Origin of the sequence: Jejuia pallidilutea (genome assembly GCF_002973595.1) — a bacterium.
GTDB classification, from domain to species: Bacteria; Bacteroidota; Bacteroidia; order Flavobacteriales; family Flavobacteriaceae; genus Jejuia; species Jejuia pallidilutea.
Window position 1 is genome coordinate 177,863 of the sequence record NZ_PVEO01000007.1, and the last position, 15,188, is coordinate 193,050.

Below are 15,188 nucleotides of genomic sequence, written 5' to 3' on the forward strand. Positions count from 1 at the left end.
TCCTTTTTAATAGGAGTAATTTTAAATTATGGAAGAAAAAAAGTTAGACACTAACTCTATTATAGGTTTCGCTCTCATTTTTGGGATAATGATTTATATGTTTTGGCAAAACCAACCAACGCCAGAAGAAATAGAGGCTCAAGAAAAAGCGAAGCAAGAACAAATTGAAGCAGAACAAAAAGCTAAAGCAGATAAACAAACCTTAGTTACTACACCCGAAGATTTTACTGTTGGAAAAGGCGCAGACTCTCTTCAAATGGTACAACTAAAAAATAAATTAGGTGCATTTGCTTATGCCGCTGCCAATGCAGCAGATGAAGAAACTACTATAGAAACCGATGTTTTTCAATTGAAATTTAAAAATAAAGGCGGTTTCTTGTCAGAAGTAAAATTAAAGCAATTTGTAGATTACGATTCCGTACCTATATACATTATAAAAGACCAAAATGCAGCTTTTAATATAAATTTTGGTACTACAGATAGTAGAATTTTAAATACTCAAGATTTATATTTTACACCAAGTGTATCTAAAAATGGAGACAACACCATTGTTTCCATGAAGCTAAAAGTATCTGAAAGTAAATTTTTAGAATATAGATACGAATTAAAGCCCGACGATTATATGATAGATTTTAGTATAAAATCGCAGGGGCTAAACGATGTTATTAATAGTTCGCAAAGCATAAATTTAGATTGGAAACTTAAAGGTTACCGTCATGCTAAAAGTATTTCTTATGAAAATAGATATACCGATATACATTATGAGCATGATGGCGGAAATGCAGATTATACTGGTGCTAGGGACTCTGAAGAAGCGCTAAATGATGTGGTTTGGATAGGGTATAAACAACATTTTTTCTCATCAGTGTTATTAACCGATATTCCTTTTAAAACAGCAAAAATTACTGCTGAAAATTTAGTGGAAGACGAAGAAATAGACACTGTTTATACTAAAATGTTTACGTCTAAAATACCTTTAGAATTAAAAGGTGGCGAGTTTAACGAATCTATGGATTGGTATATTGGTCCTAACGATTTTGAAATTTTAAATAACTACGATAGAAATCTAGACGAAATTGTGCCATTTGGTTGGGGTATTTTTGGTTTAATAAACCGATACATTTTTATGCCATTGTTTGCATTTTTAGGAGGCTTTTTACCTTATGGAATAGCTATTGTGGTGATGACTATTTTGGTAAAAATATTATTGTCGTTCGTACAATACAAACAATTCCTGTCTCAGGCTAAAATGAAAATTCTAAAGCCAGAGTTAGATGCCATTAGAGAAAAATATAAGGATAACAAAATGAAGGCGCAACAAGAAACCATGGCGCTACAAACTAAGGCAGGTGCAAGTCCGCTATCTGGTTGTTTACCAGCGTTAATACAATTACCCGTGTTTTATGCGCTATTCCAGTTTTTTCCCTCTGCTTTCGATTTGAGGCAGAAAAGTTTCCTTTGGGCAGAAGACTTATCGTCTTACGATACCATTGCAGAATTACCTTTTCATATTCCGTTTTATGGTAGCCATGTAAGTTTATTTCCAATTTTAGCATCAATAGCTATTTTCTTTTATATGAAGTTAACAACAGGACAAAACATTCAGTCGCAGCCACAACAAGAAGGTATGCCAGATATGGGGAAAATGATGAAGTACATGATGTATTTCTCTCCAATAATGATGTTGTTCTTCTTTAATAACTACGCTTCTGGTTTAAGTTTGTATTACTTTATTTCAAACTTAATTAGTATTGGTATTATTTTAGTAATCAAGAATTATATTCTTGATGAAGATAAAATTCATGCACAAATTCAGGAGAATAAAAAGAAGCCTAAGAAACAAAGTAAGTTTCAAACTAAAATGAAACAAATGATGGAACAGGCAGAACAACAAAAGCAAATGCAACAAAAAAGAAAGAAATAGTATAATCAATACCAAAAAAAAAGCTGCCTTTTGGCAGCTTTTTTTTATACCAAAATTGTAGAAATTACGTTAGCATTTTTATCAAAATAACATTTTAGTTTTTAAAATGAAAAAACTGGTCTTTATATTTTTATTATTCGCTATTATTAATAACACAGCTGCTCAAACATTCAACCAATTTGATGATGAAGGGAAGCGTCATGGTGTATGGCTAAAGTTTTTTGAAGATTCAAATGTTAAACGGTATGAAGGTAGGTTTAACCACGGAAAAGAGGTTGGAGTATTCAAATTTTATAAGAATGTAAAGGGTAAAGCCGTTTTAAGTGCTACAAGGCAGTTTAATGATAGTACAGATATTGCCGAGGTTAAATTTTTTACCTCAAAAGGAAAAGTAGTAAGCGAAGGTAATATGCGAGGCAAAACATATGTTGGCACTTGGAAGTATTATCAAAAAAATTCAGATAAACTTTTAACATTAGAGTTTTATAATGACAAAGGACAACTTAGCGGAAAACGATTTGTATATTATGATAACGAACAAGTAGCTGAAGAGACTAATTATAAAGAGGGATTACTCCATGGTGCGGCTATTAATTATACCTTAAAAGGTATTGTACTAAAAACTTTGTTTTATGTAGCTGGAGAGCTTCACGGCGATGCTAAATTTTACAATCCTAAAGGAGAGTTATTAGTAGAGGGGCATTACAAAAAAGGAAAAAAACATGGTGTATGGAATTATTACGACAACGGCGAGTTAAAAGACACCAAGAATTTTACTGTACAAGGAAAATATAAACCATAAAAAAGTCCCTTGATTTCTCAAGGGACCATTTTCATAGACAATTTTTACTAACTATAAACTTTAAAACTTGCCTAATCTAAACAAACCAAACTAAAATTAAATATCTTAAAGGTATAGGTGGTAAACAACCTTACTGTTGCATATATAACACCATTTAAGCTTAAACATCAACAGCAATTATGTTGCTTACTCTGTTGTTTGCATCGTATAAGGCTGTACCACCTGTAATATTTGCTGTTATATTCACCTTTACTTTTTTTATAATATTTTTAAACTGTATTAATTTTATAATTTTCTAAAACTTACACCTTATTTTGTTTAACGAATTTACAAATAATTTAAACAAAATAAAAGTTTTAGTACATATATTATCAATAAAATAATTAGCTTTTAATCAAGCTGTTACCTTTTTTTTAGGAAGTGATAAAAAAATCCTCTTGATTTCTCAAGAGGACTTTTTTTATAGACAATTTTATAAACTAAATACCTAAAACTTGCCTATACTAAACAAACCAAACTATATTATTGCGCAGCTGGAAGCAACACTTTATCTATAACATGAACAACACCATTAGTTGCATGTACATTTAATAAACTTGGAACCAAACCTGCTGGAGGATTACTGCCAGCAGCATCTTGCACGGTTAATGCACTAACATTAATACCTACATTTTGGTTATTTAACATTTCAACATCTCCATCTACTAAATCACTTGAAAAAACGTAAGCACTAGCTTTTACTACATGGTGCGTTAATATTCCTGCAACAGCAGTAGGATCAGTACTGTTTATAGCATCAGCATCTAAACCAGCTGCTAAAAATGCAGCATCTGTAGGTGCAAATACCGTAAACGGACCTGCTGTTCCAAACGTATCACCCAAACCTGCTCTCTGTAAGGCTGTAGCTAATAATGTAAATTCTCCTGGATTTCCTCCAGCAAATTCAGCTACTATTTCGTTTATGGTTTGTGTTGGTGGTAATAAAACTCTATCTATTACGTGTACAACACCATTAGAACCTTCAATGTCAGTTAAAACAACATTAGTTGTACCATTTAAAGCAACACCACTGCCCGCGTTTGTTAAATAAACATCTCCACCTATTGTCGTTACAGGAGTAGCAGAACCTGCAGTTGTTGGTAAATCAGCAGCTCTTACTGTAGCATCTATAACGTGATAAGTTAAAACTGCATCTGCGCCATTAACATCGGTTACACCGGCAGCTTCAAAAGCAGCATTTGTTGGTGCAAATAAAGTTAAGCCGTTGCCACTAGGGCCATTTCCTAAAAGAACAGATAAGATATCGGCGTTTGCATTTTCTACGGCAGCTATAAGAGTTGTAAAGTCTTTATTAAAATATGCTGGTGCTACAATAGTACCTACTATTGGTGCTATTGAAGGTGGTACCATAACACCATCAATTAAATGTACAACACCATTTGTAGCTAAAGCGTCTACAGCTACTATTTGTGCGCCTTCTACGTAAAGGCCATTACTGTCGGAAGTTATTGTGGCAGACTCGCCATTCACCATTGGTAGAGTACCAGGGCTCACTTGTCCGGACGTAATTGCAGCCGATGCATGCACGTGAAATTCTAATACGTTTCTAAGAACGCTTTCAGGTATGTCATCAATATCATCTTGTCCTATGGCTGTTAATAATGCATCAAAAGCATCATTAGTTGGAGCAAAAACAGTAAAAGTACCATCTCCGCTAAGTGTGCTAACTAAATCTGGATATTTTGTTAATGCGTCTACTAAGCTAGTTAGTTGTGGAGTGTCTTGTGCTATTTCAACAATGCTGTCTGTTGGAACAAATGGAATAGGGTCGTTATCATCATCACTACATGATAATACAAACATAGTTGCTAAAAATAGAACTACTAATTTTTTTGTTGCTGTTAATGTTTTCATAGTATTTTTATTGATTAATATTATTTTGTTCAACAAAAGTATAAATAAATTAAACATAAAAGCAAATTTTGTTTCATAAATATTTGTAAAAATTAAACAAAACATCATTTTTATGTATTTTACCGATGTTTTTAGTTGTAATTAATAGTAAACAAAATATGTATCTTTGCACTCTTAATTTTGCGTATTTGAACTAATGAAAAGAGTTGTTATTGGGCTTTCTGGAGGTGTAGATTCTAGCGTTGCCGCCTATTTATTAAAGGAGCAAGGATATGAAGTTATTGGCTTGTTTATGAAAAACTGGCACGACGATTCTGTAACTATATCAAACGAATGTCCTTGGTTAGACGATAGCAACGATGCCATGTTAGTTGCCGATAAGTTGGGTATTCCATTTCAAACAGTAGATTTAAGCGAACAATACAAAGCGCGTATTGTAGATTATATGTTTAACGAATACCAAAAAGGAAGAACGCCTAATCCGGATGTGCTTTGTAATAGAGAAATAAAGTTTGATGTTTTTATGGACATTGCTTTAGGCTTAGGGGCAGATTACGTAGCTACTGGTCATTATTGTAGAAAAGGTACATTGCACAAAAACGGAGAAGAGATATATCAACTTTTAGCTGGTGTTGATGGTAATAAAGATCAATCGTATTTTTTATGTCAGTTATCTCAAGCGCAATTATCTAAGGCTTTATTTCCCATAGGTGAATTAACTAAACCAGAAGTTAGAGAGATTGCCACTAAGTTGGATTTGGTTACTGCAGAGAAAAAAGATTCCCAAGGTTTATGTTTTATAGGAAAAGTAAAACTGCCAGACTTTTTACAACAACAATTAAAGCCTAAAGAAGGGGTGATTGTTGAAGTTTCAGATGATGAACCTATCCATAAAGTTGAAAACCATAATTTTAATTCTAAAGAAGAAGAATTAAGTTTTTTAGCTAGAAAATTAAATTACACAATTAAAAATGGTAAAGTTGTTGGCAAACATCAAGGCGCACATTATTTTACCAAGGGGCAACGTAAAGGTTTAGCAGTAGGAGGAACTCCTGAACCATTATTTGTGATTGATACTAATGTTGAAGACAATATAATATATGCCGGACAAGGAAAAAGTCACCCCGGTCTTTTAAAGAAAGCACTCTTTATTACTAATGATGAATTACATTGGATACGGGAAGATTTAGCATTAAAGGTTAATGAAACCAAGGAAGTTGATGCCCGTATTCGCTACAGGCAACCGTTGCAAAAAGCAACATTGCATAAAGTAGCTACTGGTCTTTATATTGAATTTGAAACCTTACAATCTGCCATAACCGAAGGACAGTTTGCAGCTTGGTATATTAACGATGAGTTAATAGGTTCTGGAGTAATTTCGTAACTTAGTATTTCCAAATCGGTTTGCTATGTACAAAGTTCTCATTTTAAACTTACTTTTACTGTTGCCATTAATGGTAAATGGTCAAGAAGACGCTTGGGTATTTTTCACGGATAAAGAAAATGTTGCTACAGCAATTGCAAACCCCAATACCATTTTAACTCAAAAAGCTATTGATAGAAAAAACCGGTATGGAGTAGCTATTGATGCTCGTGATGTGCCAGTAAACGAATTGTACATTTCACAAGTAAAAAGCACTACGGGCATTACGATTTTAGCAAAATCTAAGTGGTTTAATGCAGTACATGTTAGAGGTTCACAAACCGCTATTGAAACTCTAGAAAACTTAAGTTTTGTAAGTCGTGTAGAGTTTGCGGATAGAAGTTTAAATGCAACCAAATCATTCCAGCAAAAACAGGAGTTTAAGTTAGAAGGTGAACTTACTAATTTTAACTACGGAAGTGCAGCGAACCAAATTGAAATGATTAATGGCGATGAGCTGCACTTGCTAGATTATACTGGTGCAGGAATGATTATTGCGGTGCTAGATTCTGGTTTTCCAAATGTAAACACCATGCTTGGGTTTGAAAGATTAAGGAGCGCAGGTAATATCCTAGGTACTTTCGATTTTGTAAACAGACACGCCGATGTTTATACTGCTAACAGTAATCACGGTACATTAGTGTTAAGTGATATGGCAGGTTATGTTGAAAATCAGTTTGTTGGAACCGCTCCAGATGCCTCATATTATTTGTTTATCACAGAAGATGCTTCTAGTGAAACTCCAGTTGAAGAAAGTTATTGGGTAGAAGCTGCCGAAAGAGCTGATAGTTTAGGGGTTGATGTGATTAATACATCCTTAGGGTATTCTGATTTTGACGGTACTAAATACGATTACTCGCAAGCCGATATGAATGGCGCAACTGCATTTATCACCAGAGGCGCTAATATAGCTTTTGAAAAAGGAATGCTTCTAATAACCTCGGCCGGTAACTCTGGAAATTGGGGGGTTACAGCACCCGCAGATTCGCCAAACGTATTATCTATAGGCGCTGTAGATGCCTCGGGTAACTATGTGTCTTTTAGTTCGGTTGGTACGGCACATCAGCCTTCACAAAAACCGGATGTTGTGGCTCAGGGTGGATTAAGCTATGTTATTACTGAATCAAATACCATTGCACAAGCCAATGGAACCTCGTTTAGCGCTCCTATTTTAGCAGGCGCAATAACATGTTTGTGGCAAGCAATACCAGAAAAAACTAATGCCGAAATAATGCAACTGGTTCGCGAATCGGCTTCGCAATATACTACACCAGATAACTTTAAAGGATACGGAATTCCAGATTTACAATCGGCGTTAAATGTAGCGCTTTCTGCTAATTCGTTTACTGCAGATAATGAAAACTTTCACTTGTTTCCTAACCCGGTTAACGCTAAGCTATACATTAAATGGCCTTCTAATACTGCAACTTGTGCCTTGCATCTATACAATACTCTGGGTAAATACATTACGTCCTATTCCGTTTCACAAAATAAAAGTATGGTTGACGTCTCTTTTTTATCAAAAGGATTATATATTGCCAAGGTTGAAACCGAAACGATGGCAAAAGTCTTTAAAATTGTGAAACAATAATGGGGAATAAAATTAAAAAATTATTCAAAATTGAATATCCTATTGTTCAAGCAGGAATGGTCTGGAACAGTGGTTGGCGCTTAGCTTCAGCAGCTAGTAATTCTGGGATTTTAGGTTTAATTGGTGCAGGATCTATGTATCCGGAAGTATTGCGAGAGCATATTCAAAAATGTAAAAAGGCAACATCAAAACCTTTTGGGGTTAATGTACCAATGCTATATCCAGATATTGAAAAAATTATGGATGTTATTGTTGAAGAAGGCGTAAAGATAGTATTTACGTCTGCCGGTAATCCGAAAACTTGGACGCGTTGGCTTCAAGATAAAGGTATTACGGTGGTACACGTTGTGAGTAGTGTGAAGTTTGCTATAAAAGCGCAAGAAGCTGGTGTAGATGCAATTGTTGCAGAAGGTTTTGAGGCTGGTGGGCACAATGGTAGAAACGAAACTACTACACTTACCTTAATTCCTATGGTAAAAGAAAAAATAAGAGTGCCACTTATAGCAGCAGGCGGAATTGCCACAGGTAGAGCTATGTTAGCATGTATGGTTTTAGGTGCCAACGGTGTGCAAATTGGCAGTAGATTTGTAGCTAGCGAAGAAAGTTCGGCACACGAGGCCTTTAAAAAAGCGGTTGTAGAAGCAAAAGAAGGCGATACCGAGTTAACCTTAAAAGAACTTGCTCCAGTAAGATTATTAAAAAATAAGTTTTACAATAATATTCAAGATTTATATAAGCGATGTGCCTCAGTTGATGAACTTAAGGAGTTATTAGGAAGAGCACGTGCCAAAAAAGGTATGTTTGAAGGTGATTTGGATGAGGGTGAGTTGGAAATTGGACAAATAGCAGGGTTAATTCATTATATAAAACCCGTGCAAATTATTGTTGAAGAGATAATTGCTGAGTTTGAAGAAGCAAAATCTCGTGTTGGTGATATGTAATTTACTCTTTTAAGTGCGTCTCTAAATTCGTTTTATACAGTCTACTTTGTCCATTTTCATAAGTATTAAATTCTTCGAGTAGTTCTGTAACAGATAGGGGTGTATCAAATTCCGTATTTGTATGATCACGTTTGCTAGTAAAATATAATACATTGTTCTTAACAAAAGGGCAGTAGTCCATTTTATCAGAATTTATTGAACTTCCCATGTTTTGTGCGTTGCTCCATCCAGATTTGGCTTTATAACTTATATATAAATCGCCACTGCCTAAACCATCGTTTCTATTATAGGCACCAAAAATTAAATAAGATTCGTCTGGTGCTATAAAAGCGTTGTATTCATAACCCTCTGAATTTATGGTATCGGGCAATGGTTTTGGTTCGGTATAACTGCCCTTTTTTAGTTCACTAACGTATATGTCGTCTTTTCGTTTTAGCGATGGGTTATCTCTAGTAAAATAAAAATTGCCATTATCAGCAATAGAAGAGTAAAATTCACCATGTTCAGTATTTATGGGGCTTCCCATGTTAATGGGTTCGGTCCATTTACCGTTTACGTTTTGTCTTGTCACGTACCAAATATCAAAATTTTTACTGTGTTCCGAAGTGTTTTTATTCGGTCTAGTTGATGCAAAATAAAGGGTAAGTCCGTCTTTTCCGAAGTAAGGTTCTAAATCAAAATACTGTCCAGAAAATGAAGCAATTTGTGGAGGACCCCATACATTTCCCTGTTTCTTTACTTCAACAATAGCAGAAAGTGTACCTAAAACATTCTGAGCAGTGAAGAGCACTTCGTCTCCCTTCGGTGAAATGGCAATATCTCTAACATTTGGAAATTGTGTTACAATTTCAGGTAAAACAGGTTTAATGTTTTCTTGCGAATAGGCAGTAATAAAACAAAAAACTAGAAGGAGTGTTGTGTATGTTACTCTCATTTCGGCTTTTATTAAAGAGCAATATATAAAAAGACGTACATTGTTTTACCAAGAAAATGTTAATTAAAAAAGGGGAAATTTTACTTTCCCCTTGATAATTTAGAAACATATACGTTTAATAATTCAATCCTTATAAAATGAAAACTATATGTTTCATAATGCTATCATGTCCTGTAAAGAGATGGTGTTGTATTTAAAAAATAAGAAAAAACTTATAATTAGGTGAATGTTTCTTAATTTAATATTAACATTTGTTGATAAATAAATGTGTGGTGATGCCAAATGGAAACTATACTTTTGCAGCATGCAAATTCAAAATTATACAAAAGAGTTTAAATACAATTGGCAACTAGCCGCCCCAGTAATGTTGGGTATGTTAGGGCACACCTTTGTTAGTTTTGTAGATAATATTATGGTTGGGCAATTAGGTACTGCAGAACTGGCTGCAGTATCCTTAGGAAATAGCTTTATGTTTATTGCCATGTCTTTAGGTATTGGTTTTTCTACCGCTATAACCCCTTTAATTGCAGAGGCTGATGCTGAACAAAACTTTAAAACTGGTAAATCTTATTTTAAACATGGCTTGTTTTTATGTACGGTTTTAGGGGTTTTGTTGTTTTTGCTGGTTTTTTTTGCTAAACCTTTAATGTATTTTATGAAACAGCCCGATGAGGTTGTTGCTTTAGCTATTCCTTATTTAGATTTGGTTGCTGTATCGTTAATTCCTCTCATAATTTTTCAAGGGTTTAAACAGTTTAGCGATGGTTTATCGATGACTAAGTACCCTATGTACGCCACATTATTAGGTAATTTGGTAAATATTGTTTTAAACTACTTGTTAATTTTTGGAAAATTTGGAATGCCCGAATTAGGAATAGTTGGTGCTGCTTATGGTACGCTAGCTTCTAGAATTATTATGGTGGCACATTTATGGTTTTTATTAAAACGCAATGGAAATTCACGCCACTATGTTTCCAAAATAAAATTCTTTGTTTTAGAACGATTAATGCTTAAAAAAATATTTAATCTAGGTGTCCCCAGTGCAATGCAAATGTTTTTTGAAGTTGCTATTTTTACAGCAGCCATCTGGTTAAGTGGCTTATTAGGGAAAAATCCGCAAGCGGCAAACCAAATTGCTTTAAACCTTGCATCCATGACGTTTATGGTAGCAATGGGCTTAAGTGTAGCAGCTATGATTCGTGTGGGTAACCAAAAAGGACTAAAACGCTACAGCGAGTTACGGCGTATAGCTTTTTCAATATTTTTATTTGGGTTTATTTTTGCCGTAGGTTTCGCTGTGTTGTTTCTATTATTTTACAATCAATTACCCAAAATATATTTAGATTATAATGATGTGGAAAATGCCTTGGACAATATAGAGGTGTTAGAAATAGCATCAAAATTATTATTGGTTGCAGCCGTATTTCAAATAAGTGATAGTATTCAAGTTTTGGTTTTAGGAGCCTTAAGAGGTTTACAGGATGTAAAAGTGCCAATGTTGTTATTATTTGTAGCATATTGGGTTGTTGGTTTTCCTGTATCTTGGTTTTTAGGAAAAGCCGAGGTTTATGGCAGTATTGGAATTTGGATTGGGTTATTAGCAGGTTTAACCGTTGCAGCAATATTGTTATATGCCAGATTTAATTATTTAACAAAGAAATTAATTAGTTCTAATAGCGATTAATTACTTATAATATTTCATGTAAAAAACATACTTTAAGTACAAAATACTGATGCTTAATTGAGATGAATCTTAACTAAGTTTTATTTTAAAAACTATAAAAATATTAAACATGTAAAGTTAAAACCTAGAACTTTAAGTATTTTCGTTACACAAAACTTTAAGTGTTAAAAACACTAATAACTTGAAACTTAAAATATGACACTTCCAAAATTTATATTAGGTGATAATACCGAGCATCCGAATGCTATTTATGTAATTCATACAGAGTTTCCTCGATTCATAATTAATTTAGAAAACGATGAGGTAGAATGGTTTGAAGACTTTGATGCTGAAGACCAAAAGGAATTAGAAACCGAAACCGAGAACGCCATAAAATTAGCTACCGAGTTTTATGATGCTGAAATTGCTAAATACGACGAATAGACACTTCAAATGATAGATCAACTCTTAGAATACGATACTGAACTTTTTTTGTTTCTAAATAATCTGGGGTCTCCAACTTGGGATTCATTTTGGTTATTTATAACGCACAAGTTCGCTTCAATACCTTTATATGTTGTTTTACTGTATTTAATGTATAAAAAATTTGGACTTAAATCGCTTTTGGTAATATTGGTAGTAGTGGCTTTAATGATTACGTTTACAGACCAAATTACAAATGTTTTTAAAAGAGGTTTTGAAAGACCAAGGCCTTGTGGCGTGCCTAATTTGGTGGATGAGTTAAGGTTTATTGCAGTACGCTGTGGTAAATATGGATTTTTTTCTGGACATTCATCAAATTCTATGTCGGCAGCTGTTTTTATAGGCTTAATGCTGCGTCCCTTTTATAAAAACTTAATATTCATGTTGTTGTTTTGGAGTGCAGTTGTAGCCTACAGCCGTATTTACGTTGGTGTACATTACCCTTTAGATGTATTGTGTGGTATGACCTTTGGTGCTATTTCTGGGTTTTTGTTTTACAAATTGGCACAATACCTTTTAAAGCGTTTTGTTAAGGCTTAAAATATATTCCGCAGCAGCAAATGGTGTGGTTTCATTATTTTCAATACGTTTTAATTGTTCTTGTAAAGCAACTTTAACTTTTGGTTGATTGAAAAAATCAGACTTCAAACGGTTTTCTATGGTTTTATGCAACCAATAGGTGTTTTGCTTATGCCGTCTTTTATCAAAATAACTAGTGCCTTTTGCAAGTTTTATATACTCTGAAATCATTTCCCAAATTTCAATAATACCTTCATTTTTTAAAGCGCTGCATAATGTTACTTTTGGAGTCCACCCAGAGGTCTTTTGTGGATAAAGGTGTAACGCCCTATTAAATTCTACTTTAGCTAATTTGGCTGCTTCTAGGGTATTACCATCTGCTTTATTTATGGCAATGGCATCGGCCATTTCAATAATTCCTCGTTTTATCCCTTGTAACTCATCTCCAGCTCCTGCAAGTTTTAGTAATAAAAAGAAATCTACCATACTGTGTACGGCAATTTCACTTTGCCCAACACCTACTGTTTCTATTAAAATAACATCAAAGCCTGCAGCTTCACATAAAATAATAGTTTCTCTGGTTTTTCGGGCTACACCTCCTAAAGAGTCTCCCGAAGCTGACGGACGTATATAGGCGTTTTCATCCTTTGCTAAAGTTTCCATTCTGGTTTTATCACCCAAAATACTACCTTTAGTTAAAGAGCTGCTAGGGTCTATAGCCAATACAGCTACGCGTTTGCCTAGTGCTGTTAAGTGCTTGCCAAAAACTTCTATAAATGTGCTTTTGCCTACACCAGGCACACCTGTAATACCAGTACGAATGGATTTATTAGCATATGGTAAACAAGATTTTAATACAGTATTTGCATAGTCCTGATGCTTTGGGTTAGAGCTCTCTATAAGTGTAATGGCGCGACTTAAATAACTTATATTTTTATTTAAAATACCTTTAACTAACGTTTCTGGATTTATGGTTTTACTTTGCTTCGATTTAAAATTTGATACAAAGTTATTGTTGATTATTTCTGAATTAGAAACACCTTCTGTTTGTTTTAAAGCCGACTTTTTTTTGTTTTTCACAATTAAAAAATAATCACTCTAAGTTACGCTTTTAATTATTTTAGAGGCACTTTTACACGTATATTGTCCCACGCCATTGTCATAAAAAGGTTGTCTGTAGAATTATCGAAGGCAATCGTAAACTGTTCTACCTCGGTATTTAATTTTTCTACAGGAGCACTATAATTTACAACATCAAATTCAGGTTCGCGAAGTGGTTCTAATGTTTTATGGTCTACACCCCAAGGATATTGTTTTGAGTTAAAAATTACAGTCCACGCCGTATCGTTCGGTATCGTCCAAAGTGTATATTTCCCAGGTTGTAACGAATCGTTTCCTATTTTTAGAGATTTATTGGTCTCGAAAGTAGTAGCTTCGTTTGCCCCTGTTCTCCAAACGTCGCCGTAGGGCACTAAAGCCCCAAAAACTTCCCTTCCTCGTTTTGATGGGCGGTTGTAAAACACATTTAGCTTTAAATCGTCTACTTTAAAGGCTACATTTTTTTTCGGACTTTTTCGTTTCTGTAAACCATCGTTTAAATAAGAATACACAAAAATAACTGAAGCTGCCAGAAGCAAAATAAAAATAATGCGTTTTAAAAACGTGTTCATAAATGAGAGATTTTATAGGTGGTAAAGATACTTGATGTTGAAGTATTTATAAAATAGAAACGCTAAATTATTTAGCTATGTTGTGTTGGTTTTACCTTCTTTTACTTTCCTCTCACAATATTTAAAGTTCTTGATAAAAAAAATAAAAATTTTGCAACACTCTCAATTTTTTATCGTCTTTTAAATGAACTAACTTAAGACCAAAAGTAGTAGCATGTTTAAAGTTGACATTATTGAACAATGTAAACAGAACAATCGTAAGGCACAAATGCAGTTGTACAACCAGTACTGCAACGGTATGTACATTGTGGCAAAACGATTTCTTAAGGATGCTAATGATGCTGAAGATGTGGTGCAAGAAGCGTTTATTAAAGCGTTTTCTAAACTACACCAGTACAAAGCCGAAGTTACTTTTGGGGCTTGGTTAAAACGTATTGTGGTTAATAAAAGTATCGACTTTCTAAAATCAAAAAAACAACAGTTAGTAGAATTAGATGAGGTGCACCTTAAAGTGGTCGATACGGCACATAACGACAAATGGTTGGTAGAAGATACGGTAACGGTAAACGATGTGAGGAAGGCAATTTGCAAGCTACCAGAAAAATATAAATATGTAGTGATGCTGTATTTAATTGAAGGGTACGACCATGAGGAAATATCAAAAATACTAAGTATTACCCAAGTGGCTTCTAGAACACAGCTATCGAGAGGTAAAGTTAAATTACAAGAATTATTAACACAACAAAATAATGGCACAGGATATTAGAGATTTGTTTAAAAACGAAAAAGTGAAGCACGAGGATATGCCTAATAATCACGATGCACGTTTTTTAGAAAAGCTAGAGCAAGCTTTCCCTAAAGAAAAGAAAACGCCAAAGTATAGTTGGTTATCTGTCGCGGCTAGTGTTGTAGTGTTAATTGGGATAAGTTTTGGAGCCTATTATGGCTTTCAGCACAAAAAACCAGATGTTGAAAATGTATTAGCTAATGCCACAACTAAAACTTTGGGCGATGTGTCTCCAGATTTAAAAAAGGTGGAAGATTATTATTTGGCCAGTATAAATTTAGAATTGTCTAAAATAAAGCCAACACCAGAAACTAAAGTAATTTTTGACGGCTATCTAGAACAGTTGAATGAGTTAAATAAAGAATACAAAACACTATCCTTAGAACTTACAAAAAATGGCGCCACAGAGTTAACCATAAGCGCATTGATAGATAATCTAAGATTCCGTTTAAACTTATTGTATCGCTTAAGAGATCAGTTAAAAACTTTGAATGCTTCAAACGATTTACCCCAAGAAAGAACAGAAGCAATCTAAAA

Annotated in this window: 14 protein-coding genes; 10 read left to right on the top strand and 4 right to left on the bottom strand. The window is 34.1% G+C overall.

The window, feature by feature from the left end; genetic code table 11:
• Positions 1 to 28 precede the first annotated feature (28 nt).
• Both yidC and CLV33_RS12630 read left to right on the top strand, forming a co-directional pair.
• Positions 29 to 1,924 (top strand): membrane protein insertase YidC, encoded by a 1,896-nt coding sequence (gene yidC, locus CLV33_RS12625; RefSeq protein WP_042248516.1) that lies wholly within the window; start codon positions 29 to 31, stop codon positions 1,922 to 1,924.
• 106 nt (positions 1,925 to 2,030) lie between these two features.
• Positions 2,031 to 2,726, top strand: coding sequence for a toxin-antitoxin system YwqK family antitoxin (locus tag CLV33_RS12630; RefSeq protein ID WP_105474220.1), 696 nt, complete (start codon positions 2,031 to 2,033; stop codon positions 2,724 to 2,726).
• 522 nt (positions 2,727 to 3,248) lie between these two features.
• Here the strand turns inward: CLV33_RS12630 and CLV33_RS12635 are convergent.
• Positions 3,249 to 4,640, bottom strand: a complete 1,392-nt coding sequence (locus CLV33_RS12635; protein WP_170064018.1) for a fasciclin domain-containing protein — start codon at positions 4,638 to 4,640, stop codon at positions 3,249 to 3,251.
• Positions 4,641 to 4,836: 196 nt separating this feature from the next.
• On the opposite strand from CLV33_RS12635, the gene mnmA reads away from it, so the two are divergent.
• From mnmA to CLV33_RS12650, 3 genes are read left to right on the top strand one after another with little or no spacing between them, the layout of a single operon-like run.
• The gene (gene mnmA / locus CLV33_RS12640; RefSeq protein WP_105474222.1) at positions 4,837 to 6,024 is read left to right on the top strand and encodes a tRNA 2-thiouridine(34) synthase MnmA; all 1,188 of its coding nucleotides are present in this window, start codon (positions 4,837 to 4,839) and stop codon (positions 6,022 to 6,024) included.
• Positions 6,025 to 6,049: 25 nt separating this feature from the next.
• On the top strand, positions 6,050 to 7,654 hold the full coding sequence (locus CLV33_RS12645) for a S8 family serine peptidase (RefSeq protein ID WP_105474223.1): 1,605 nt from the start codon (positions 6,050 to 6,052) through the stop codon (positions 7,652 to 7,654).
• Positions 7,654 to 8,595, top strand: a complete 942-nt coding sequence (locus CLV33_RS12650) for an NAD(P)H-dependent flavin oxidoreductase (protein WP_105474224.1) — start codon at positions 7,654 to 7,656, stop codon at positions 8,593 to 8,595. The genes CLV33_RS12645 and CLV33_RS12650 overlap by 1 nt, the downstream gene beginning before the upstream one ends.
• A gap of 1 nt (position 8,596) precedes the next feature.
• On the opposite strand, the gene CLV33_RS12655 is transcribed toward CLV33_RS12650, so the two are convergent.
• Complete coding sequence (locus CLV33_RS12655; protein WP_105474225.1) at positions 8,597 to 9,529, bottom strand: TolB-like translocation protein; 933 nt, start codon at positions 9,527 to 9,529, stop codon at positions 8,597 to 8,599.
• A 304-nt stretch (positions 9,530 to 9,833) separates the two neighbouring features.
• Between CLV33_RS12655 and CLV33_RS12660 the strand changes: the two genes are divergently transcribed.
• The 3 genes from CLV33_RS12660 (at position 9,834) to CLV33_RS12670 (ending at position 12,215) form a co-directional block, all read left to right on the top strand.
• On the top strand, positions 9,834 to 11,213 hold the full coding sequence (locus CLV33_RS12660) for an MATE family efflux transporter (protein ID WP_105474226.1): 1,380 nt from the start codon (positions 9,834 to 9,836) through the stop codon (positions 11,211 to 11,213).
• 195 nt (positions 11,214 to 11,408) lie between these two features.
• On the top strand, positions 11,409 to 11,636 hold the full coding sequence (locus tag CLV33_RS12665; RefSeq protein WP_042244052.1) for a hypothetical protein: 228 nt from the start codon (positions 11,409 to 11,411) through the stop codon (positions 11,634 to 11,636).
• A gap of 9 nt (positions 11,637 to 11,645) precedes the next feature.
• The gene (locus CLV33_RS12670) at positions 11,646 to 12,215 is read left to right on the top strand and encodes a phosphatase PAP2 family protein (protein WP_042244055.1); all 570 of its coding nucleotides are present in this window, start codon (positions 11,646 to 11,648) and stop codon (positions 12,213 to 12,215) included.
• Here CLV33_RS12670 and meaB read toward each other — a convergent pair.
• Positions 12,192 to 13,274, bottom strand: a complete 1,083-nt coding sequence (gene meaB, locus CLV33_RS12675) for a methylmalonyl Co-A mutase-associated GTPase MeaB (protein WP_105474227.1) — start codon at positions 13,272 to 13,274, stop codon at positions 12,192 to 12,194. The two genes, CLV33_RS12670 and meaB, sit on opposite strands and share 24 nt — an antisense overlap.
• A 35-nt stretch (positions 13,275 to 13,309) precedes the next feature.
• On the bottom strand, positions 13,310 to 13,864 hold the full coding sequence (locus tag CLV33_RS12680; protein ID WP_042244057.1) for a DUF2911 domain-containing protein: 555 nt from the start codon (positions 13,862 to 13,864) through the stop codon (positions 13,310 to 13,312).
• Between the two features lie 214 nt (positions 13,865 to 14,078).
• Between CLV33_RS12680 and CLV33_RS12685 the strand changes: the two genes are divergently transcribed.
• A complete protein-coding gene (locus CLV33_RS12685; protein WP_042244059.1) occupies positions 14,079 to 14,630 on the top strand; it encodes an RNA polymerase sigma factor in 552 nt (183 codons plus the stop codon).
• The gene (locus CLV33_RS12690) at positions 14,614 to 15,186 is read left to right on the top strand and encodes a hypothetical protein (protein ID WP_105474228.1); all 573 of its coding nucleotides are present in this window, start codon (positions 14,614 to 14,616) and stop codon (positions 15,184 to 15,186) included. The genes CLV33_RS12685 and CLV33_RS12690 overlap by 17 nt, the downstream gene beginning before the upstream one ends.
• Positions 15,187 to 15,188 lie beyond the last annotated feature (2 nt).

What these genes read in the sequence shown, in the direction of transcription:
- CLV33_RS12685 (WP_042244059.1), top strand. Translation starts at nt 14,079, where the DNA reads ATGTTTAAAGTTGACATTATTGAACAATGTAAACAGAACAATCGTAAG.
- CLV33_RS12635 (WP_170064018.1), bottom strand. Translation starts at nt 4,640, where the DNA reads ATGAAAACATTAACAGCAACAAAAAAATTAGTAGTTCTATTTTTAGCA.
- CLV33_RS12630 (WP_105474220.1), top strand. Translation starts at nt 2,031, where the DNA reads ATGAAAAAACTGGTCTTTATATTTTTATTATTCGCTATTATTAATAAC.
- CLV33_RS12680 (WP_042244057.1), bottom strand. Translation starts at nt 13,864, where the DNA reads ATGAACACGTTTTTAAAACGCATTATTTTTATTTTGCTTCTGGCAGCT.
- mnmA (WP_105474222.1), top strand. Translation starts at nt 4,837, where the DNA reads ATGAAAAGAGTTGTTATTGGGCTTTCTGGAGGTGTAGATTCTAGCGTT.
- CLV33_RS12655 (WP_105474225.1), bottom strand. Translation starts at nt 9,529, where the DNA reads ATGAGAGTAACATACACAACACTCCTTCTAGTTTTTTGTTTTATTACT.
- CLV33_RS12665 (WP_042244052.1), top strand. Translation starts at nt 11,409, where the DNA reads ATGACACTTCCAAAATTTATATTAGGTGATAATACCGAGCATCCGAAT.
- CLV33_RS12670 (WP_042244055.1), top strand. Translation starts at nt 11,646, where the DNA reads ATGATAGATCAACTCTTAGAATACGATACTGAACTTTTTTTGTTTCTA.
- CLV33_RS12690 (WP_105474228.1), top strand. Translation starts at nt 14,614, where the DNA reads ATGGCACAGGATATTAGAGATTTGTTTAAAAACGAAAAAGTGAAGCAC.
- CLV33_RS12660 (WP_105474226.1), top strand. Translation starts at nt 9,834, where the DNA reads ATGCAAATTCAAAATTATACAAAAGAGTTTAAATACAATTGGCAACTA.
- CLV33_RS12650 (WP_105474224.1), top strand. Translation starts at nt 7,654, where the DNA reads ATGGGGAATAAAATTAAAAAATTATTCAAAATTGAATATCCTATTGTT.
- yidC (WP_042248516.1), top strand. Translation starts at nt 29, where the DNA reads ATGGAAGAAAAAAAGTTAGACACTAACTCTATTATAGGTTTCGCTCTC.
- CLV33_RS12645 (WP_105474223.1), top strand. Translation starts at nt 6,050, where the DNA reads ATGTACAAAGTTCTCATTTTAAACTTACTTTTACTGTTGCCATTAATG.